At 68.6% G+C, this 21,358-nt stretch carries 12 protein-coding genes and 1 pseudogene; 5 read left to right on the forward strand and 8 right to left on the reverse strand.

From position 1 onward, the window contains the following. Positions 1–15: 15 nt before the first annotated feature. The 3 genes and pseudogenes from ACWD4O_RS12255 to ACWD4O_RS12265 form a co-directional block, all read left to right on the forward strand. Positions 16–395, forward strand: a pseudogene (locus ACWD4O_RS12255) (transposase); the annotation flags it as partial. A gap of 183 nt (positions 396–578) precedes the next feature. Then, a complete protein-coding gene (locus ACWD4O_RS12260; protein ID WP_398426580.1) occupies positions 579–1,691 on the forward strand; it encodes a sensor histidine kinase in 1,113 nt (370 codons plus the stop codon). Then, positions 1,688–2,890 (forward strand): PleD family two-component system response regulator, encoded by a 1,203-nt coding sequence (locus ACWD4O_RS12265; protein WP_398426579.1) that lies wholly within the window; start codon positions 1,688–1,690, stop codon positions 2,888–2,890. The genes ACWD4O_RS12260 and ACWD4O_RS12265 overlap by 4 nt, the downstream gene beginning before the upstream one ends. A 181-nt stretch (positions 2,891–3,071) precedes the next feature. Here ACWD4O_RS12265 and ACWD4O_RS12270 read toward each other — a convergent pair whose 3' ends face one another. Next, positions 3,072–3,998, reverse strand: coding sequence for a restriction endonuclease (locus ACWD4O_RS12270; RefSeq protein ID WP_351902277.1), 927 nt, complete (start codon positions 3,996–3,998; stop codon positions 3,072–3,074). 635 nt (positions 3,999–4,633) lie between these two features. Between ACWD4O_RS12270 and ACWD4O_RS12275 the strand changes: the two genes are divergently transcribed. Beyond that, positions 4,634–5,281, forward strand: a complete 648-nt coding sequence (locus tag ACWD4O_RS12275) for a hypothetical protein (protein WP_351902274.1) — start codon at positions 4,634–4,636, stop codon at positions 5,279–5,281. Between the two features lie 127 nt (positions 5,282–5,408). Continuing rightward, the gene (locus tag ACWD4O_RS12280; RefSeq protein ID WP_451279638.1) at positions 5,409–6,956 is read left to right on the forward strand and encodes an AbiJ-related protein; all 1,548 of its coding nucleotides are present in this window, start codon (positions 5,409–5,411) and stop codon (positions 6,954–6,956) included. Between the two features lie 1,212 nt (positions 6,957–8,168). Here ACWD4O_RS12280 and ACWD4O_RS12285 read toward each other — a convergent pair. The 7 genes from ACWD4O_RS12285 to ACWD4O_RS12315 form a co-directional block, all read right to left on the reverse strand. Beyond that, positions 8,169–9,410 carry an MFS transporter gene (locus ACWD4O_RS12285; RefSeq protein WP_451279639.1) on the reverse strand — a complete coding sequence of 414 codons (1,242 nt, stop codon included), beginning with the start codon at positions 9,408–9,410 and terminating at the stop codon, positions 8,169–8,171. A gap of 32 nt (positions 9,411–9,442) precedes the next feature. Then, on the reverse strand, positions 9,443–11,632 hold the full coding sequence (locus ACWD4O_RS12290) for an MMPL family transporter (RefSeq protein ID WP_451279640.1): 2,190 nt from the start codon (positions 11,630–11,632) through the stop codon (positions 9,443–9,445). A gap of 18 nt (positions 11,633–11,650) precedes the next feature. Further along, positions 11,651–12,436, reverse strand: a complete 786-nt coding sequence (locus tag ACWD4O_RS12295) for an alpha/beta fold hydrolase (RefSeq protein WP_451279641.1) — start codon at positions 12,434–12,436, stop codon at positions 11,651–11,653. 86 nt (positions 12,437–12,522) lie between these two features. Continuing rightward, complete coding sequence (locus tag ACWD4O_RS12300; RefSeq protein ID WP_451279642.1) at positions 12,523–13,863, reverse strand: MFS transporter; 1,341 nt, start codon at positions 13,861–13,863, stop codon at positions 12,523–12,525. A 34-nt stretch (positions 13,864–13,897) separates the two neighbouring features. Beyond that, complete coding sequence (locus ACWD4O_RS12305; RefSeq protein ID WP_451279643.1) at positions 13,898–15,097, reverse strand: aminotransferase-like domain-containing protein; 1,200 nt, start codon at positions 15,095–15,097, stop codon at positions 13,898–13,900. Next, a complete protein-coding gene (locus tag ACWD4O_RS12310) occupies positions 15,081–18,260 on the reverse strand; it encodes a BTAD domain-containing putative transcriptional regulator (protein WP_451279644.1) in 3,180 nt (1,059 codons plus the stop codon). Before ACWD4O_RS12310 ends, ACWD4O_RS12305 begins: the two co-directional genes overlap by 17 nt. Positions 18,261–18,651: 391 nt before the next feature. Beyond that, on the reverse strand, positions 18,652–21,249 hold the full coding sequence (locus ACWD4O_RS12315) for an FAD-dependent oxidoreductase (protein ID WP_451279645.1): 2,598 nt from the start codon (positions 21,247–21,249) through the stop codon (positions 18,652–18,654). Positions 21,250–21,358: the final 109 nt, after the last annotated feature.

The following is a 21,358-nucleotide window of genomic DNA, read 5'->3' on the forward strand; positions in this document are numbered from 1 at the left end:
CCAGCCCCGCGGCCACTCGCCGCACGTGTTCTCGCCGAGACCGCGACGACCGCAACCGCTTCACCGACGCCCGCGGACTCAAGGCATACGCCGGATCCGCACCGATCACCCGCGCCTCCGGCAAGAAACACTACGTGGGACGCCGCATGGTCAAGAACAACCGACTCCACCACGCCGGCTATCTATGGGCCTTCTCCTCCCTGCGCTCATCCCCTGGAGCCCAAGCCCACTAGCGTCACCGACGCGATGTCGGCGACTGGCACGCACAAGCTCAGCGACACCTGTCCAACCGCCTGCTCGGACAGCTGTTCCACTGCCTCCAAAAGCGAGTTCTCTTCGACGAAGAACGTGCCTTCAATCCGCCCGTGCCCTCATCAACGGCAGCTGCTGCTTGACTCCTTCAGATCCCGAGATGTCTATCGGGACACGCTCCGCCGGCCCAGCACCGACAGACTCGCCGACGGATCCCCGGCCCGGTCCTTTGACGGCGCCAAGGAAGAGGAGACCCCCTCAACACCGTCCTGGCGCGAGCGATAGACACCCTGGAGCGGATCGAGAGTCCCGAAAACATCACCACGGTGCATGTACGTCACCTGGTGCAGTTGTGCGATGTCTACCGATGTCTCGGCTCCGACGATCCCGACATCATTCTGCCCGATCTCGCCGACGACTGGCGGATCCTTCACCGGGGCCGGATGGAGACCCTGCCGTCGCTTCCTCCTGTCCCAATCTCCGGTCGGGCGCGAGCAGTGCTCGACGCCGCGCTCTCCGCCCTCGCCTCAGGTGGCGGAGAAACCTCCGTCGAAGTCCTCGCCGAGCGGCCGTTGCGACTGGGATTCAGGTCGGCTAAACCTCCGTCACTGACCATCCTGGAGGACGTGTGCTCGCTCTGGTCTGCGGTGAGCAAAGCGATCACCGTAGAGGCGACCGAACAGGGCATCGACGTGATCGTCGCCATGACGGAGGCCCCGCCCCAACCGGGGCCGATCACTCAAGCCGTCATCGCCGCACTCCAACCGGTCCCCGAGCCGTACCGGGCGGCCGTGGCGGACCTTCTGCACGATCTGAAGAATCAACTTGTCGCCGCCCGCCTCGCCGACTCCCAACCCGCTGAGAGCCGTACGGCCCGGCTGCAGCAACAACTCGCCGCGAGCCGGCACCTCGACGAGGCGCACACCCTCGCGCTGCGCTTGCGCGCAGCAACGTCGATGCTCACGTCAGCCGACACCGAGAGCGTCGAGCTCGGAGCCTTCCTGCGCCACTATGCCGGAGCAGTTCTCACCCGACTTCCTGCCAGCATCTCGCTGTCGGTTCCCACGGCCAGGAGCACCGTCCACGTCGCGCTGGGTGCACGAGCCCTGACCGCTATCTTCGACAACCTGATCGGCAACGCGATCGAAGCGCTGCGCAACGGTGGGGCGATCACCCTGGACTGGACCGCCGATGACTACGAAGCCGCCGTCGAAATCTCGGACGACGGCCCCGGACTTCCCTCCGACATCGCCGCCGCCCTGAACGCGGGCAAGCGAATCCGCAGCACAAAACCCGGAGGCAACGGCCTGGGCCTGCTCGGAGTCCGCTCGCTCCTCGCCAAGGTCGGCGGACAACTCAGCCTCATCGCCACGCCCTCCGGCACCGCGTGGCTCACCACCCTGCCACTCGCTACCCCTACGCCAACGGAGTCCACATGACCCAGCGACTGGCCAACCTGCGCATCCTCGTTGCCGACGACCAGGTGGACGTGGCCCGCACGCTGTGCCGACCGCTGCACAAGGAAGGTGCCCGCCTACGCTTCGCCGCAGACGGGCACACCGCTCTGCAGGAGATCGACACCCACCCGTTCGACCTCCTGCTGATCGATATGAAGATGCCGCCCGAGGAATGGGGTGGCCTGTGGCTGCTCCGGCAGCTCAAAGAACGGAAATGCCGCATTCCCAACCTCGTACTGTCCGGCGAAGGCTCGAAGCAGCAGGTCATCGAGGCGCTCCGCCTCGATGCCGTCGACTGGGTCGTCAAGGACACCGCCGGAGAAGAACTGCTGGACCGATGCGCAGCGACCGTCGCCGATCGCTTAGGCGAATCCCTAGAGCTCGCCACCCACCGCCTGCCGACCCCCCTGGCTCAGCGCTTTGCCAAGTATGCCCGAGCCACCGATCCGGACAAGAAGATCCGCGAGGGCCTGCATACGCTGGAGTCGATACTGCGCTTCGCCGCCATTCTGGGGCTCAGCAGTACCCCGCCCGCACCGCTCCGGGGGATCACGCCGGACCGGCTGGCGGCCCCGAGTATGGGCACCTGGTTCGACATCTGCACCGCTCTCGCAATCCGGCCCGATACGGGCAGCGAATTCCGGCGGGTACATTCCTGGATCACCCCGGAGCGAGCTGATCACCAGCCGGTCCAGAGACTCATCTCCGTACGCAATGCCCTGGCACACGGCCGGGACACACCCACGCCGGACCAGGCTGACCAACTCGACCAACTGCTGCGCCGATTCGCGCACCGCGCAGCATCCTCCTGGTGCGCCGATCTCGTAGTGCCCACCTCCATGACCTACGACGGCGACCGATACACCCTTGAGGTACTCACTCTGCAAGGGGTCGGAAGGCCAGCCCCCAACACGGTATCGACCCCTACGCCGGTGATCACGGGACAGCCGATCCTCGCGTCCCGTGAAGGCACCCTGCTGTCCTTGGCTCCGTGGCTACTAGCCCACACGGAACCCGCCACAGGCGCAGTGAGCTGCCTGCAATTCGACGGCCTCCAACGCGCAAAAGAGTGTCTGACGTCAGACACTCCCTTCCGGTACGCGCGAACAGATGACGGCAGGGGCCTCCCCTCAGTCCACCACGCTCAAGCACGCTGGCTGACCCTGTCCCAGTGGACGTAACCCCAGCTGATACCCAGGGCTCAGACCGGTGCACACGCGAAAATCAGGACAGTCCCCGGCCCGGGACTAGGGCGTCCTTGAGGCCAACGCACTCCGGCACCCGCCCCGTGACGCGCCCACAGGAAAACTCGCGACGCACATGGACGCTCAGACTCGGCGCGGCCGCCCTGGAACGGCCACCTTAAAAGTCGACGTCGAGGACTGCGTAGGGGCGCCGCTCGAGTTTCGCCATCCGGGTCTTCTGACGCAGCCAGGATCCGAGACTTTCCTCACGCTCAAGGAGCAGCACTAGCTCGCGGAGCTCACCCAGCACCATGACCCCGTGAACGAGGAAGCGTTCACACTCCTGTACCGCGGGCGAACTGTACCCGGACGCCGAGATCATGAGGCCGCTGACACCGGCTCGGTTGATGACCCGAACCAGGTGGCGGCTAATTGGGTTAATGTCCAGCGGCTTGGCCCACCACTTCACTTCAACTAGGTAGATCTGGCCGTCCAGTTCAACCACTCCGTCGATCTGCTCGGCTGCCTCGCCGTCTTCTAGTCGCAGCGTGAACGCCTCCCTGATGCCGATACCGTCCAGAGAGAAGATGCGGTTGAGGAGGCTTTCCAGTTCCAGGCCACGCTTGTGCGTGTCCTCCATGCCGAAGAGGTTGGAGATCTGTGTCCGCAGGTCTGCATAGAGTGCGCCTCGACGTCGCAGCTTGTCCTCGGTAGCGCGGCGAGCGGCCACGTGGGCCTCGCGCTCTTGATCGCGTTCCTGCTGCATGCGCGTGAAAGAGTCCTTTACGCCGACGACGTCGCGGATCTGCGCAACGAGACCGCGGGCCTTGAGTTGGTCGTCGGGCCAACAGGTGGAGAAGTCGTCGAACTCAGTGACTCTACGCAGCAGCGCTCTGCGCACGCCGAGACCTTGATCGCCTTGCTCATTCAGCTGGCCGATGACGTCACGCGTGATCTTGTATTTGCTCACGACGCCACGATCGAGCGCGAGTTGTTCACGAATGCGGCCAAGGAGAGCCTCGCTGGTTCCCGCACCGCGCAGGAAGTTAACAACGTCGTCCTTGCTCCGGCAGAGCAGAGGGATGGTGTCGGTCAGCAGCGCCATGAGCTCCGGAGGCCAGTGATACGCGGCATCGTGGACCATCTGGGCTGGACTCCCAACACTTCGCGGCAAGAGGCCGAGGCTCAGAGCCTCGCGATCCCATCCATCATCCCTCTGACCGCACGAGATGTCCCCGAATCGAGGGAGACCGCGGGTAAGAATGCGATCGCGGCAGCGCTTTCCCGCTCTAGTCCTTGGCCTAGGTGGCATGGCCACCGATGGTCGAGAGCAGCACATGTATCCCGGCACGGGTGCCAGCGTGCTGACCGATGACGTTGTGATGCGACTTCGCGCGGGGCAAACGAGTCTGCCAGTGGTTCGCCTGCCTGCCCCCTACCGCAAGAAGGGCTAGGCCCTGCTCGACAGCTACTTCGAGCGGCTCAGAGGTGCCTTCATCCGCATCTCCGCTGCACCGACCAACGGTTCGATCATCGACAACGTCCGAATCACGTCGCAGTATGCCACCTCCTTCATCACATCGAAGGTGCTCGACAGTCGAGGCAACAGCACCACCAAGGCGGACGAGATCGAGGCGTGGCTCAAACCCGAGCCCACTTGCCACGCAGCCTGGTCACCCGGCATCTGACCGGAGACGGAATCCGGTGGTATCCCGACCTGGGGAGGTCCATGCTCATGAGATGGACCTCCCCAGGCCCAAGTGGCCCGCTCACGAGATCGCAGTCATCGGCGGTCGGCACGAGGATGACCTCGTCATCGCTGGCGGATACCTGCGTGTAGCCGAGCTCTCGGCAACGGAGTGGAGCCAGAACGGCCCCGACGACTCCCTCCCGATCCCGATCTACTACAACTACCGGCACAGCGTGGAGTTGAGCCTGAAGGGGCTGATCCGGGAGGCCGCCATCATCATCCGTCGCGGCGAGTACGACACCCGTGGTGAGAATCTTCGACCCGACCGGATCGACGAAAAACTGCGCGAGGACAGCCACAGCATCAGGAAGTTGACCGAACGGCTGAACCGCTACCTTGGCCTGATCGCTGACCTTGAAGCGCCGAACAACAAGATCGACCCGGAGTCCTTCGCGACACTCCAGTGGCTCGACGACATGGACCAGACCGGGGAGACCTTCCGCTACGCCCACATCGGCGCAGGTACGGCTAGCAGACCTGCACGCCCTGTCCAGACGAATATCAACTTCTACGACGAGATCCGCAAGGTCCACGACCTGGCCTGGCTGCTCCAAGCGGGTTACTCCGGTGCCCTCCAGGAGTTCGGCGACCTCCAGCAGGAGTACCTAGAAGAGATGCGTTGGGCGACAGGCTGCTGACAAGCCGCCCCAGCTGACTCCTCGATCAACATCCGGTCGGTACCGAAAACCAACAGATCTGGACTATTGGCGCGTCGAATTTGCCCACTGGGCCTCCTCGTCGCCGCCCTCATCGGAGAATGGCGATGTGGTGAATCTTCAGTTCCTCGTCGAACGGCCAGTCGGCACAGCGCCTTTCAGCTTCACGAGGACCGGCCTGGCTACGGTGCGGATCGAGCGCCTTCGCACCACCGCGCTGGACGACGTGACCGATCTGGACGCCGCATACGCCTTGGCCCGCATCGCCTGGACCGAACTCGAAGCGTTCGGTACCAGCGGGGGCCAGCGGCTTGATGACGACGAGATCGCCCTCCTCCTCAGGTCCCTCACCGGAGTCCTCCGGCGCCTGAAGACGCCCCTAGAGCTTCCGTTCCGCGACTTCAAGAGCTTCAAGAGCTTCTGGAAGCAGCAGGGGATGAGCGACAGCTACGAAGCCCGTCGCAGCTACCTAGGCCGCATTTTCGAGCCCGTGCTGAAGAAGCTGGACGCCTACCACCCTCATCTCGCACCGGGCCGGGTGTCCTCGCACCGCATTACCGAGGTCACCCGCCGGCGACTGCGCGAGGGCCTTCCGACCGCCTGGTGGGGGACCCTTGACGAACTGCAGTTCCTAGAGCGTTTGTACGACCTCAACAACCTGCCTAGCCTCGACCCGAAGCACGTCACCGCCGCCGAGGACATTGGCCACCATTGCATCCTCGATCCGGACGATTGGGAGGCCGACTGGATCTGGCGCGACGAGCGTTTCGCTCTCGCCGACGGCGACGACGAACTCCTGCGCTTTTTGGCCGAGATGCTGCACCCGGCGGTGCGCACCGACGCCGACGAGGTCGAAAGGCTCCGCGCCTGGATGAACGAGACCCTGGCCCACGACGGCTACGAGCTCACCGCCGTGGACACCATCAGCAACGCACAGGTCTTCACCGCCCGTTCGGTCGGCGCCGGGGTGTCCGGGGCCATGAAGAACCTCTTCTTCGCCGCGGATGGCCCCAAGCCGGAGTTCGTTCTCGGTGACGCCATCAACAACGACGTCCTGTTGGTGAAGAACGGCGAGTTCTGCCTCCAGTACGACCAGGCCCTCGGAGCCGCCGGCCTGACCTGGGGCGACTTGATCACTTGGTGGCGCACTCATGCGCCCTTCGCGGAGGACGCAACCGATCAGGACGTAGGCCGCGCACTCTACAAGCGGCTGTCGGCGTCGCTTCACCGCGATCCAAAGCGGCCCGAATGGGTGTCCCCAGAGCGGAAGGTGTTCCGCGCCTATTGTCGGCGCTACCCGATCGACGGGACCGGAGCCCACTACCCCGCGCTGATCCCGCAGGTGTACCTGCACCTGGACCCGCGAACCCGCCTGGAACGCGGAGGCAGAGACAGCGTCCTCGGCCGTGAACGCATGGACTTCCTGCTCCTCCTCCCCCGCGGAGTGCGGATCGTCGTGGAGGTAGACGGCCAGCAACACTATTCCGAAGGGGACATGGCATCGCCACGGCTCTACTCAAAGATGGTGTCCGAGGACCGATCTCTACGACTCAAGGGGTACCAGGTCTACCGCTTCGGCGGCCATGAGCTTGGCCTCAGCGCAGCTCCGGCGATGCTCCACGACTTCTTCGGCCAACTGGTCGAACACCAGCGCTAGGCCACCGATCCGTCGCGCTCAACGGACGAGGTCCTCGTGTCACGGGCGAATCACCAACCCCATAGACACCCTCCCGCCCAACGGTCCCGAACTGGACGCAAATACTCGGGTTGGACTGGCTGGACGCCCTGAGACGGGCTTTGCCTACGTGTGCCATGTGGGACCGGATCGCGCCATCGCCCAGAGTGGTCCGGTCCACGATCAGCAGTGGGCCACCGCCGCCGACCTTCCAGACCGCGTCCCGACCGCGGGAGGCCACAAAGCGCTCCAGAGATCCCAGCACCCGCCCCCACCTCACAACCAATCACCGACGCCTGAGCATCGCCCGGCAAGAAAACACTCCAGCAGGCCATCGCGACGATCGCCTTCTTCCAGAACCACCGCATCGCAGCCACCCGCCCAGTAATCATCCCCAGGTTTCGCCGGGTCAGCGGCCCCCAACACCCCTTCGGCCCGTCCAAGACGGCCATGCGCGCCGAGGTATCACGCCTCATCTCGCTCGCCGTCTGTCCCCTGCTACCAACCGAACCACCGCGGTACAACACGCCTCACTACCACCAAGATCCGGACCATACGCGGGCCAACTCCCCACATTGAACCCGTCGGACCGACATCCTTGCTGGTCAGAAGGCTGTACCGCCTGTACCACCAGCAGACGAAGAACCTCCTTGTTTCATACAGCCCGAAGAAACTTGGGTTCTTCTAGAGTCTGAAGTCGGTTGCCTGGAGGCGTCGTTGCGCTCCAGGCAACCGGACACAGATGCCACTCTCCGTCATCAACTCAACACCTAGCGCTGCTGTCAGAGCTCCAAACGGATCCGTCCCGGACCAGGAGCGGACCAAACTCAAGGCCTCGGACGTCCAGCTCGGTCGTGGCGTTCCGGACGCAACCGGACCTCTCGAAAGTCGTCCGTCGCGGCAGGTCGAGGTGCCGGTAGTGCGCCCAGTTCGCGGCGATCACCGCACGGCACCGAATGCGTGCGCCGTCCCCCAGCGGGACGGCCGGCCGTTGCTCCCCTGAGAGGTCCAGGCGGGCCACCGCGCAGGGCGAGTGGATCCGTACACCGAACGTGAGCGCCTGGACCATCGCCAGACGGTTCAGCCTTTCGCCGCTGACTCCGTGCGGGAAGCCCCGATGGTTCCCGATGCGGGCGCTCTTGGCGGCCGGGCCGGCGCCCACCACGACGAGATCGACCGGACGAGTCAAGTTGTTCAGACGCGAACCGGAACGGGCGCCGGCTTCACCCGGGCGACGGTCATGACGTACAGGAGCAGACCCGCGGTGGTGAGGACGAAGCCGGCCCACACGGTGGACAGGGTCCCCCAGCCGGCGTCGAGGGCGACCGCGCCGCCGATCGCGCCGAGGCAGTTGGCCAGGTTGAGGGCGGCCAGGTTGAGCGTTCCCATCAGGGTCGGGGCGTCCGGTGCGAAGCTGGTCAACCGGACCTGGATGGTGGGGATGGCGAACATCATGGTCGCGCCGACGCCGAACAGGCAGGGCAGCAGAATCACCAGGTTGCCGCCTGCCACACCGATCAGCACCAGGAACACCAGAGCACCGCCATAGCCCGAGATCAGACCGCGGTTCTCGTACCGGTCGGCGACACGTCCGCCGACGTGGTTGCCGACCGCCATGCCGAGGCCGAAGACGGCGAGCGCGATCGGGATGAGCGAGGCGTCCCGCCGCGCCGCGTCGGTGACGAACGGGCCGATGAACGTGTAGACGGCGAAGATGCTGGAGATGCCGAACGCCGCGACGGTGACCATCAGCCAGACGCCCCGCCGCCGGAGGGCGCCCAGTTCGCCCGTGAGGGAGCTGCCGCGCAGGTCATCGGTGCGCGGCAGCCAGGCCATCAGGGCGGCTCCGGCGAGCAGGCCGACGGCGACCACGGTCCCGTACATGACGCGCCAGCCGGCGTGCTGGCCGATGAAGGTGCCGAGCGGCGACCCGGCGATGGTAGCGACGGTAAGTCCTCCCATCACGGTGGCGAACGCCTTGCCGCCCTTGCCCGGCCCGTACACGTACGCGGCGACGACTGCCCCGGCGCCGAAGAACGCGCCCTGCACGCTGCCCGCGACGAACCGGAAGACGACGAACGACGCGATGTCCGATGCCAGGGCGGAGAGTCCGTTGCCGACCAGGAACAGTCCGATCAGGCCGAGCAGCAGAGTGCGCCGGTTGACCCGGGCGGCGAGCAGGGTGATCGCCGGAGAGCCGATCATCACCCCGAAGGCATACGCGGTGATCGCGTAGGTCGCGACCGGAACGGACACATCGAGATCGGACGCGAACAGCTGGATGATGCCGTTGCTGCCGAACTCGCCGGCGCCGATCGCGAAGGTCCCCAACGCCAGGGCGAACAACGTCGGCTTCGGATTCCTGATGGGCGACTTCGCGGAGGTGTGCCGCTGCTCCGCGGCAGTGCACTGGCTGTCGTATGCGCGCTGATGCATCGTCTCGCCTCGTCTCGTCCTTGGCAGGAGGGTCAGTCGGACGGCGTACGGGCCGGTGCGGGACGGGGATCAGGCGTGGGGGGCGGGTCGTCGCCCTCCCGGAGGCCGTGGCGGGCGTAGAAGCGCCGCAGGGGCGCCGGCGCCCACCAGTTCGCGTTTCCGAGCAGACGCATCGTGGCCGGTACCAGCAGCGCCCGGATGATCGTCGCGTCCACCAGGACGGCGATGAGCATCGCCACCCCGATCAGCTTGATGAACGTGATTCCGGAGATGGAGAACAGCCCGATCACGACCAGGATGAGCAGCGCGGCGCTGGTGATGATCCGGCCGCTGCGCTGCAGCCCGACCGCGACCGCCGCGGTGTTGTCGCCGGTCCGGTCGTACTCCTCGCGGATCCGGGACATCAGGAAGACCTCGTAGTCCATCGACAGCCCGAACACGACCGCGAGTACCAGGATCGGCTGGGTCGCCTCCAGCGTCCCGGTGGAGGTGAAGTTCAACAGACCCGACAGATGGCCGTCCTGGAAGATCAGGACCAGTGCGCCGAACGACGCGCCGAGCGACAGGATGTTCATCACGATCGCCTTGACCGGCAGCACGACGGAGCCGAAGGCGAGGAACAGCAGGACGAAGCCGGCGCCGCCGATGATCAGCGCCATCCAGGGCAACAGACGCCCCACGGCGTGGAGTTGGTCGGCCAACTGCGCGGTCTGGCCACCCACCAGCGCCTCACCTCCCGGTGGTGCCGGTACGGCCCGGATCCGGCTCACGAGATCCCGCGACTCGGGCGACATGGGGTCGCCCCGGTACCTGACCGTGACCCTCGCGACGTCGCCGGACCGACCCGTGACCTCGGCTCCGGACACCCCGTCGACAGCCTGGACGGCGTCGACGTAGCGCTCCAGAGCGGCCCGGTCCGACGAGGTCACGATCGCCTCGATCGGCACCTGACCGTTCTGGACGAAGTCCCGGTCGATGGCTTCCGAGACCACACGGCTCTCGGTACCTGTCGGCAGCACCCTCGGGTCGATGCCGCCGAACTCGACGCGCAGGAACGGCGCGGCGGCCAGCAGCAGGACCGTGAGCACCCCGGTCGCGTAGACGACCGGGCGGCGCATGATGCTGTGCGCGAGGCGGTACCAGAACCCGTGCGCGACCTCGTCCCGCGGGAGAGCCGGCGGCGGACGGCGCAGCAGCCGTCGTACCGCGAGTGCCTCGACCCGGGGGCCGAGGACGGCGAGCAGGGCGGGCAACACGGTCAGTGCCGCCACCATCGCCACCACGACCGCGGACAGACCGCCGAGGCCCATCGAGCGGAGGAAGGCCATCGGGAAGATCAGCAGTCCGGCCAACGAGACGGCGACGGTGACGCCGGAGACCGCGACCGTACGGCCGGCGGTGGCCATCGTGCGGGCGACGGCGTCCTCGACGCCGAGCCCGCGGGCGCTCTCCTCCCGGAACCGCCCGACCATGAACAGGCCGTAGTCGATCGCCAGGCCCAGCCCGAGAATCGTCACCACGTTGACCGAGAAGACCGAGACGTCGGTCAGATAGGTCATCCCGCGCAGCGCGGTGAACGCTCCGAGGATGGCCAGAGCGCCGAGGGCGAGCGGCAGGCTCGCCGCGGCCACGCTGCCGAAGACGACGACCAGGAGCACGAGCAGCACCGGTATGGAGATCGTCTCGGCGAGAGCGATGTCGGCCGCGACCCGCTCGCGGATGTCGCGGTCGACCGTGGTGGCGCCGCCGACCTGGGTCCGCAGGCCGGGCGCGGCCAGTTCGTTCTCGATCTCGTCCAGCTCTTCGCCGCGCTGCGCCTCGTCGTCGCCGGCCAGGGTCAGCACCGCGTAGGTGGCGTGCCGGTCGTGGCTGACCAGGGCCGGGCTGCCGGTGCTCCAATAGGTGACGGTCCGGGTCACCACGTCGTGGGGAAGCGCTTGGAGCGTCTCCGTGACGGCTCGCCGGAACGCCGGGTCGTCAACTGTCGTACCGGGGCTGGTGTACAGGACCACCGCGTCGTTGCCGGTCCGGCCCAGGGTCGCCTCGGCACGTGCGGCCGCGCGCGAGCTCTGGCCAGCCGGGTCGTCGAACCCTCCGGTGGTCAGCGAGCCGAAGACCCGCGTGCCCCAGATGCCGCCGAACACCAGGAAGGCCGCGGCCAGGCCGATCACCCACCACCGTCGGCGGACCATCGTCCGCCCCAGCCTCTCGAACATCGACATCTCAGCCCCCTCCTGGTGTCAGCGCGCGGCGCGCTTGATGAGGGCGGCCGTCGCCGCGGGCCGCGCGATCATCGCGACATGTGAGGTGTCGGCCTCGAAGGTGTGTGCGCCGGCCCGGCGCGCCATGAACCGCTGCGCCGCCGGGGGCAGCACCTGGTCGTCGCGGCCCACGAGGTACCAGGACGGAACGGTCTTCCAGGCCGGGGCGCCGGACGGCTCCCCGAGGGTGCGCACGTCCGCCGGCCGCTGGCCCGCCCACATCAGCTCGGTCGTCGCCTTGGGCAGGTCCCCGGCGAACACATCGTGGAAGAACTCCTTCTTGATGTAGCCGTCGACGAGGCCCTCACCGTAGGGACGGAAGTCCAGCGCCGCCTCGCTGAGTCTGCTTCCCGGGTACTTCGTCTGCAGGCCCAGCAGCGTCTCCCCCTGATCGGGCACGAACGCGGCCACGTAGACCAGGGCCTTCACGTTCGGGTTGCCGGTCGCGGCGTTCGTGACGACGATGCCGCCGTAGGAGTGCGCGACGAGGACGAGCGGGCCGCTGAGAGTCGCGAGGATGCCGGCCAGATAGGCGGAGTCGGAGGCCACGCCACGCAGCGGGTTGGGCGGTGCGACGACCGGATAGCCGTCGCGGATGAGCCGGGAGGCGACCCCGTTCCAGCCCGACGCGTCGGCGAACGCGCCGTGTACGAGGACCACGGTGGGCTTGCTCGTGGTGTGTGCCTGCGCGGCGGGTGCGTCGAGCGCGGCGCCCACCACGACGGCGGCGGATCCGGCCAACAGCCCCCGGCGAGTTGTCGTCATCGATGTATGCCCTTCGGTATCCGGTGTTCTCGCTGATGAACGTAGAGCCGGTTACTTGACGGGCACTGAACAGAATTCCGGGCGCCCTACAGGGGCTGCTTCACTATCAGTTCCGTATGGGCGTGCTCGTCCAGGGTGTATCGGCGTTGCAGCACAACGGCGATCGTCATGAGCACGGCCGGCACCAGGGTGAAGCCGTAGCGGACGGCCGCCAGCGCGCCGGAGGACTGCGTGGTGTGCTCGCCCGCGCTACTGGCCACGAACCCGCCCACGGCCAGGCAGGCCGAGTACACATACGGCCCCAACGCGCCGCCGGTGGCCTCGGCGGCGGTCCACACGCCGGTGTAACTGCCCGCACTGGCGCTACCGGCCGGCCCGGCGGCGGCGATGACGTCGGGCACCATCGACAGCGGCATCAGTTGCATCGCGGCGAACGCGACGCCCAGCACCGCCACGGCCGCGATCAGCAGGGGCAGGCCGGCCGCGGCGCCCAGGGCCAGCACCAACGAGCCGGCCACGAACGCGGCCTGGGCGACGAGCAGGCTGCGCTGCTTGCCGAGACGCCGGGCCACCAATACCCACAGGGGCGTGGTCAGGACCGCCGGCGCCATGAACGCCGCGATGAGCACGGACGTGAGGGAGGAGCGGCCCAGCTCGTACTCGGCGAAGTACGGCATGCCGGCCAGTACCAGGTTCATCGTGATCGCGACGGTCAGATAGGACGCGGTCAGCGCACGGAACTGCCGGTCGCGCAGCGCCACCAGCAGCCCGCCGCGGTGCCCCGGCGGGGTCGGAGTGCCGGGCGCAGCCCGGTTGAGGCGGGCGACACCGGTGATACCGACCAGCATCGCCGCAAGCATGACCGCGCCGAGCAGCAGGGCCATTCTCGTGTAGTCGCCGACGCTCGGATCGTCCCCGGCGACCAGCGGCGCGGCCACTCCGGCGAGCAGGACGCTCACGATGATCACGACACCGCGGTAGCCCATGAGGCGGGTCCGCTCGTGGTAGCCGATACCCAGGTCGGCCGGTGTGGCGAGGTAGGAGACCTGGTAGAGCGAGTAGAGCAGGTTGCCGACGACCAACGCCACGGAGACCCAGATCGCGGCGGTCGTCCCGTGCAGATCCGACGGCACGGCGAACAGGGCCACGAAGGCGAGCACCACGACACAGCCGACCAGCATCGGTCTCCGGCGGTGGCCGGTGCGAGCCAAGTCGGCGTCGGAGAGCCGGCCCACCGACGGGTGCGTCACGATGTCGGCGACATTCGGCAGCAGGAGCGCGATACCGGCCACGGACGGTGGCACGGCCAGGACGTCGGTCAGGAAGTACAGCAGGAAGATGCCCGGCACGGTGACCCAGATGCCCATGCCGACCGAACCGGCGGCGAACGGGACGAGTGCGCGCAGGGGAAGCCGAACGTCGGTCATGAACGCCTCCAGGAGATCCGCGGTAGGGGTGTCTTCAGAAAGCCAGGGCCAACCGGCGTACGGCCTCCCGCAGTTCCTCCGGGGTGCGGTCGCTGTAGGACAGCCGCAGATGCCGGGCCGAGGATCGCTGCCGGGGGTCCGCCGCGAAGTACTCGCCCGGCTGGTAGACCACGCCGTGGGCAGCCGCCCGCCGGAACAGCGCCGCGGGGTCCACGGAGTCGTCGGTGAGCCGCGGCCAGAGGAACAACCCGCCTTCGGGGGCTACGACGTGGAGGGCGCCCGGGAGTTGTTCCCGCAGGGCGTCGACCAGCACGCCGGCGCGCTCCCGGTACAGCGCGGTCGCGCCGCTCACGATCCGGTCGAACAACCGGACGTCGTCGGTGAGCAGTCGTTCGATGATCGCCTGGGTCACCGAGGATGTGTGGACGTCGAGGCGGTTGCGCAGCCGGGTCACCGGGTCCACGAGATGGTCGGGCAGCACCAGCCAGCCCACGCGCCAGCCGGGGCCGAGGGTCTTGGTGAAGGTGTTGACGTGGATCGCCCGATCCGACTGGTTGAAGGCCGCGACGCCCTGGTCCTGGCCGCCGAAGCGCAGTTCGCGGTACGGATTGTCGACGATCACGTAGAAGCCGTACCGCTCGGCGAGCTCGATCAGTGCCTGCCGCTTCGGCGCGGAGAGACTGACCTGGGCGGGGTTGTGGAAGTCGGGCACGGTGTAGGCGGCGGCGATCCGGGCGCCGGTGGCGAGCCGCCGGGCGAGGTGTTCGACATCAAAGCCGTCGGCCACGACCGGTACCGGCAGGATCCGTGTCGTCGACACCTCCAAGGCCCACAGGAAACCCGGGAACACCGGATCGTCCACCGCGACGGTGGCACCGCGCTCGACCACGGTCAGCACCGCCAGGGAGAGGCCGTGCATGCCACCGTTCGTCACCACGATCCGGCTCGGGTCGACGCCCTCCCGTCGCGCGATCCAGTCGCACAGCGCGGCGGATCCGCGCGCCGGTGTGTACTGCAGGCTCGCCGTCGCGGCGTCGGGGGCCTGCCACAGCTGGGCCGATGCCTTGCCGATCTCCTCGACCGGCAGAGCCTCGGGCGCGGGGATGCCGCCCAGCAGGCGAATCGTTCCGGGGGCGGGTGCGGCAAAGCTGGCGTCGACGAAGCCCTTCGGCGCCGAGAGCCCACGGGCCAGGGCCGTCAGCCCGCTCTGCTCCACGTCAGGATCTGCGGTCATGCGGTGCCTCCAGGTCCTGGGAGAGTTGTTCGGCCCGCCGTGCGAACAGGTGCGCCTCGCGTGCGGTGGAGTGCGTGCGGGCCCGTTCGACGGCGGCCCGGACAGCGGGGTGCGGTGCGCCGCGGGCCTGCAGCAGACGCGCCTTCAGCAGCAGGAGGAGCCCTTCGGCGTAACGCTGGCCGAAGTCCCATATCGCCTGGTCGGCTCGGTCGAGAGCGGCTCCGGCCCGATCGGGCGATCCGGCTGCCAGCCACATCTCGGCGATCAGCGCGTAGTGGTAGGCGATGCCCCATTGCGGCGGGTCGAGCAGGTGGGCGGTCAGGAGTTCCTCGGCCTCGGTCGCGGCGCCGGCCGGATTCTCGCCGGTGAGGGCGCGTGCCCAGCACCAGAACTGCCGGATGTAGAGGTCGATGTGGGAGCGGAGACGCACGAAGCCGACGGCAGCCCACCGCTCGCCGGCTCGCCGTGCCGCTTCGGCGTCCCCTGCCATGGAAGTGATCATGGTCGTGTAGTAGACCCAGACCGAGGCCGCGTACGGGTCCCCCGGGGTGTCCCAGGTGTCGACGAAAGCCAGCGCCACGTCGACATCACCGTGCAGCGCAGTCATGACCGCCCGCCAGCCGGGCCCTTCCCCCGGAATGCTGCCGTCCCGCCGGAGCGGTGTCTCCTCGTCCGGGGCCACGGTGCCGCCGACGGCGGCGACATCCTCCTTGGTGAAGGACCGGTACGCCTCGCCGATGTTGCCGATGTCCCACTGATGCAGGCCCCAGGCGTGCCGGCCGTAGCGTCGGACGGCCGGATCGGAGGACACCTGACCCAGCTCGTGCAGTCGGCGGGCCAACTCCCCACGGCCCTTCTCGATGGAGGTGTAGGCACCCATCATGCGGATGAAGAGGAAGTCGGCGGCCTCCGCCTCCCGGCCGAGGGCGGTGGCCAGGTACTCGGCCCGCTCCAGCAGATCGAACGTGGAGGCGTCGTACCCCGCGTGTCGTCTGACGACGATGGCGAGCAGCGTGAGGGCGGAGAACTCCAGTTCCATGAGTCCGGAAGCCCGGGTGACCTGTACGGCGGAGCGCAGCTGTCGGTTGGCGGACTCGAAGGCGAGTTTGGCTGCCGCGCGGCGCCCGGCGCGGATCAGCGCCTCCGCAACGCGCACGGGCTCGGCGAGGGGGCCGGCGGCCCACAGGTGGTACGCGAGGCGTTCGGCAACGTCCTCGTCGTCGGCATGGATCTGTTCGAGCGCGTCCGCGACACGCAGATGCAGCTGCGTGACCTGCACTTTGGACGCGGTCTCGGAGACCGACTCGCGCACCAGGTCGTGCGCGAAGCGGAGCGAGGACGGGTCATTCGGCCCGGGTTCGAGCAGCCCGAGAGTATGCAGCGGTTCCAGACGGTGGAGACAGTCCGCGACGTCCACACCGGTGGCACGGGACAGCAGCCTGAGGTCGACGTCGCGACCGATGAGCGCGGCCACACGCAGCAGGTCGCGGGCGCGATCGTCGAGCCCGGCCATCCGGTCGCGGACGACGTCATGGACGGTGGACGGGACCCCGGCCGAGGCGGACGTGTCGCCGTCGCCGATCGCGCCGTTCCCGCTGAGAAGCCGGGACAGTTCACGGACGAAGAACGGATTGCCGGAGGTACGGGCATGGATGGCGCGGGCGACGGCGTCGCCGGGATCCTGGCCGGCCTCGTGACGGACGAGTTCGGCCACGTCGGCCGGACCGAGCGGACCGAGCCGGAACCTCCGGTGACCGGGCAGCCGGCTGGCGGCGGCCAGCACCCGGGAGAGGTCCGAGCCGAGTGTGGGTGCGCGGTCGCGTAACGCGCCGATGAGCGCGGTGCCGTGGGGCAGCCGTCCCGCCAGGTGCTGCAACAACTGGAGGGAGGTGGCGTCGGCCCATTGGAGATCGTCGAGTATCAGCAGTGTCGGCCGCCGCGCCGAGGCTTGTCCGACGAGGGCGACGACCTGTTCGAACAGCCGGAACTGGGCGTTGCCGTCGGGAAGTTCCCGGGTCGCGTCGTCCCGCGCCGCGAGGAGGCTGCCCAGCCCGCCGGTGAGCCACTGTTCGCTCGCCGGAACGGGCAGGCTGTGGACGACCTGGCTCAGTGCCTGCTCCCACGGCCACATCGCCGGTGTCCCGTCGCCCTCCAGACAGGAGCCCCAGACGGTGAGTGCTCCCAGCCGGCCCGCCACGGCGGCGGCCTCCTCCAGCAGCCGGGTCTTGCCCGCGCCCGGTTCGCCTTCGACGACGCCGATCGCGGTGTCGCCGGCGAGTGCGCGCTCCACGATGCGCCGCAGCATGGCGAGTTCCTCGGTCCGACCGATCAAGGTGGCCGCCGTGGTCCGCCCGACTTCCTCGTCCGCTTCCCGCACCGGCGGCGGCGCCGGGAGCTGGGTGAGTATCCGCCGCTGTGCGTCCTCCAGTGCCGGACCCGGGTCGATGCCGAGTTCGTCGGCGAGCCGGTCGCGGACCTGCCGGAACACCGCCAGCGCCTCCGCCTGGCGTCCGGCGGCGCCGAGAGCGCCGACGAGACCGGCCAGCACGGGTTCGTTGAACGGTGCCATCGACGCGGCCAGTTGCAGAGCCGCGAGCACCCGCTCCGGTTGTCCCATCGACACGGCAAGCTCAGCCGCCGTCGTGCACGCGTCGTAGAACTCGTTGTCGAGTGCGGCGAAGACCGTCGTGGCGATTGTCCCGTCGGCGATGCCGTCGCCCGCCGAGCCGTGCCACAGCCCGAGCGCTCCGACGTAGTGATCGAGGGCCACTTCGTGATCGTGCCGAGTCAGCGCGGCCCCGGCGGCATCGACGAGTTCTCGGAAGGCGACGAGGTCCAGCGTGGCAGGGCCGGCGGCGAAAAGGTAGGAATTGCCGCGACGGTGGAGAAACGATCCGGCTTCGCGGACGGGCAGCAGCGGCTCGAGCAGCCGTCGCAACGCGCCGACGTACTTCTGGAGAATGTTCACCGCCGACGCCGGGACGTCCTCGGCCCAGATCAGGTCGACCAACTCGCTCGTACTGATCGGTTTGCCCGCGCGGGCAAGCAGCACCGCGAGCAGATGCGACTGCTGCCGAGGCCCGGGGTCCAGTTCGACGCCGTCCCGCCAGATCCGCAACGGACCGAGAATCTGCAGACGCAGATGTCCGCCGGATGAAGCCATGCCCACCCCTACCCCCCACTCACGGCCCGACCACGATCGGCTGCGGCATATTCATTTTACGGTTGCTTCGCAGCCTGGGTCCATGCGCTGAGGCGACCGCTGGGCGACGCCAATTCAGCAGGACGTGAACCCGTCCCGCCCGGCGCCCTTTGGACGAACTGCTCTCCGACGTGATGGCGGATGAGCGCGGGCCGGGTTCTCGACGTGGCTCGGACGGTGCGTGCGCCCGCTCGGCGACGGCGCGGAGGGTGGCGACCGGTTCACCGCGTGCCCGCGACACCCGTGCCCGCAGCAGAAACGGCAGGCTCTCGGCGTACGTTTCGATGACCGGGTCCGCCCGGTCGAGCGCCGCGTCGGCCTCGCCCGCCGTTTTGGTTGCGGCCGGCCCGTCCTACTGACCGATCACCAGGTCCTCGGTGGGCAGTGTCTGGCAGGCCAGCCGCCAGCCAGCCGCCAGTTCGTCGGCGGAGAACATCCCCCGAGTGTCGGTCTCGTAGGCGCCGGAGAGCACCCGCACCCGGCAGGTGCCGCAGGCGCCTTCGCCGCACGACTGGGGAAACGGGACGCCGACGGCGTTGGCGGCGTCGAGGACGGACTGCCCGGGGCCGCAGACGAACGCCGGGGTGCCGTCGGCCGTGCCGATCACGAACTCGGTGACACCGGCCGCCGCGGCGGCGACGGCGATGGCGTGGGCCTTCTCCCGGCGGGTCTCCCTGCTCCGGCCCGACACGAACGCCTCGGTGCGGACGGCCTCGCGCGGCACCCCCAGTTCCGTCAGACGGCCGATCAGGTCGCTCATCATCGACGCGGGCCCGCACAGGTGCACCCGGGTCGTCGGACCGGCATGGGGCCGCAGCTCGTCGAGGCCGATCCGTCCCTGCCGGTCCGTCGTGAAGACCGACACCGTCAGCCCCGGCAGCCGGGCCCGCAGCGCCGAGATCTCCGCCTCGAACAGCACCTCGTCCCGGGTCCGGTGGCTCGCCAGCAGCACGATCCGCCCCGGGTGACCGGCGTCGGCCGCCGCGTACAGCACGCTCATCAGCGGGGTGATGCCGACGCCCCCGGCGATGAGCAGGAGCGTGCCGTCCTCGCCGGTGCCCTTCTCCCCGGTGCCCGGCCGCCAGGTGAACTCGCCGTGCGGACCGCTCACCCGCAGCGCGAGCCCGACCTCCAGCTCCTCGTGCAGGAAACCCGAACCGAGCCCGTCCGGCTCGTGCTTGACCGCGATCTCCACGAAGCCGTTCTCCCCGGGGCCGCTGCAGATCGAGTACGAGCGTTCGATCGGTTCGACGGCGACAGGCAGTTCGACCTTCAGGTACTGTCCGGCGGCGAACGAGAACGGCATAGTGCCCCCGGCCAGGGGTTCCAGGCGGATCCGCCGGACCGTCGGGGTCAGCGCCTCGACACCGGCCACGCGCAGATAGCCCTCCCAGGGACCTTCCCCGGGCGGGGCCGGGTCCCGGGTCACCCCGCCGGAACGGATGGCCCGCCACATCGTCCCGAGCTGCCGGGGCTTGAGGACCGCGTTCGCCGCCATCAGCCCGCCTGCCAGCGCCCCGACCACACCGGAGCCCCAGGCGTCCTGCCCGGCGACGAAGAGCCCCTTGACGGGCGTACGGCATCCCGCCCGCGCGGAGCGCAGCCGCTGGGGAGTCGCCGCGAGCCCGTAGAAGGAACCCAGCACGCTGTGCTGGTAGGTCTCGAAGGACAGCGGCGTCGCCAGTTCCGCGAAGGCGATCGTCTCCCGGAAGCCGGGCCAGCGTTCCTCCAGGCGGGCGATCAGCCGTTCGGTCAGCTCGTCCTTGAACTTCCGGTAGCTGTCCGGCCGTTCGTGCTCGGGGGTCCCGCGCCACTGGTCGACCACCTTGGGGTCGACGATCTCCAGCAGCTCCACGGTGTGGAACCGGGCGGCGGGGTTGTTGAGCGACGCGAACGAGACGTACAGCGTGCCTTGCCCCAAAGGGCGATGAACGCTGTCGTGCTCGTCGAGATCCGGCATGAACCAGTGGTTCTCGCCGCGCAGCCCGAACTCGGCCGGCGACCGGTCCAGCCCGAGAAACAGCATGACCGCCGACCGTTCCGCGGGCAGCTCCGCCAGTTCGTGGCTCTTCCCGATCAGGGCGTACGTGTTGCGCACTCCGGCCGCCGAGACGACGGTGTCCGTCCGCACCCGGTACCGGCGGCCGTTGGCGGTGTCCTCGACGTCGACACCGGCCACCCTGCCCCCCTCGACCACGACCTCATGGACCCGCTGCCGGGAGCGCAGCACCACGCCGTACCGCGCGAGGATCTCCAGAACGACCCGGTTGAGCTCCTGCGGACCGCCCACGGGATGCGCGGTGCCCTCCATGAAGAAGGTCAGCGGGACCGCCGCGTGGTAGCCGAACGCGCTCGACGCCGGCGGAGTGCCGTAGAGCCCCCATCGCGCGGCCAGCACGGCCCGCAGCTCCGGATCGCGGACACTGCGGGCAACCTGGTCCCGCAACGACCGGTACGCCGACGGGAAGAGCCGCTCGACGACGGGCGTACCCGCTTTCCGTACGCCGGCGGGGAACGACGCGAGGACATTGCGCGCGGTCAGCCCGGCCATGGCCCGGCGTGTGGTCCGGAAGAAGCCGTCGATCGCGTCGGCCTCGTCGGGGAACCGTTCCTTCAGACGCGCCCGGAGCCGTTCCTTCGTGGCGGGTACGGCGAAGTCGAACCCCGGGAAGTGCAGCGCGTCGTACTCGTCCGGCAGCGGCCAGAGCTGCGCCCGTCCGTCCGTCATGAACCCGAGGAACGGGCCGGCGTCCGCGCTCATGTAGTGCAGCCCGGTGCCGAAGCGGTATCGCCCGGCGCGGGAGAACTCGTGCGTCATCCCGCCGAGCGTGTAGTGCTGTTCGAGGACGAGAACCCGCTTCCCGCCGAACTGCGCGATCGCGCGCGCCGCCGAGAGGCCGCCCATACCCGACCCGATCACCACGACATCGGCTTCCTCGTCCGACACCATCGGCACCCCCCAGTCAGCTGTCCTCCGAGGCGCTCAGATTGGCCGGACCGGCTTGACGTCGACTGAATGATCAGTGAAGCCCACCCGGAACCAGGTGCCGGCCTCATTC

The organism is Streptomyces sp. NPDC002623 (genome assembly GCF_053592635.1).

Coding starts and splice junctions, on each gene's coding strand:
- ACWD4O_RS12290 (WP_451279640.1), bottom strand. CDS start 11,632: ATGTCGATGTTCGAGAGGCTGGGGCGGACGATGGTCCGCCGACGGTGG.
- ACWD4O_RS12300 (WP_451279642.1), bottom strand. CDS start 13,863: ATGACCGACGTTCGGCTTCCCCTGCGCGCACTCGTCCCGTTCGCCGCC.
- ACWD4O_RS12295 (WP_451279641.1), bottom strand. CDS start 12,436: ATGACGACAACTCGCCGGGGGCTGTTGGCCGGATCCGCCGCCGTCGTG.
- ACWD4O_RS12310 (WP_451279644.1), bottom strand. CDS start 18,260: ATGGCTTCATCCGGCGGACATCTGCGTCTGCAGATTCTCGGTCCGTTG.
- ACWD4O_RS12285 (WP_451279639.1), bottom strand. CDS start 9,410: ATGCATCAGCGCGCATACGACAGCCAGTGCACTGCCGCGGAGCAGCGG.
- ACWD4O_RS12275 (WP_351902274.1), top strand. CDS start 4,634: ATGGACCTCCCCAGGCCCAAGTGGCCCGCTCACGAGATCGCAGTCATC.
- ACWD4O_RS12265 (WP_398426579.1), top strand. CDS start 1,688: ATGACCCAGCGACTGGCCAACCTGCGCATCCTCGTTGCCGACGACCAG.
- ACWD4O_RS12305 (WP_451279643.1), bottom strand. CDS start 15,097: ATGACCGCAGATCCTGACGTGGAGCAGAGCGGGCTGACGGCCCTGGCC.
- ACWD4O_RS12270 (WP_351902277.1), bottom strand. CDS start 3,998: ATGGCGCTGCTGACCGACACCATCCCTCTGCTCTGCCGGAGCAAGGAC.
- ACWD4O_RS12315 (WP_451279645.1), bottom strand. CDS start 21,249: ATGGTGTCGGACGAGGAAGCCGATGTCGTGGTGATCGGGTCGGGTATG.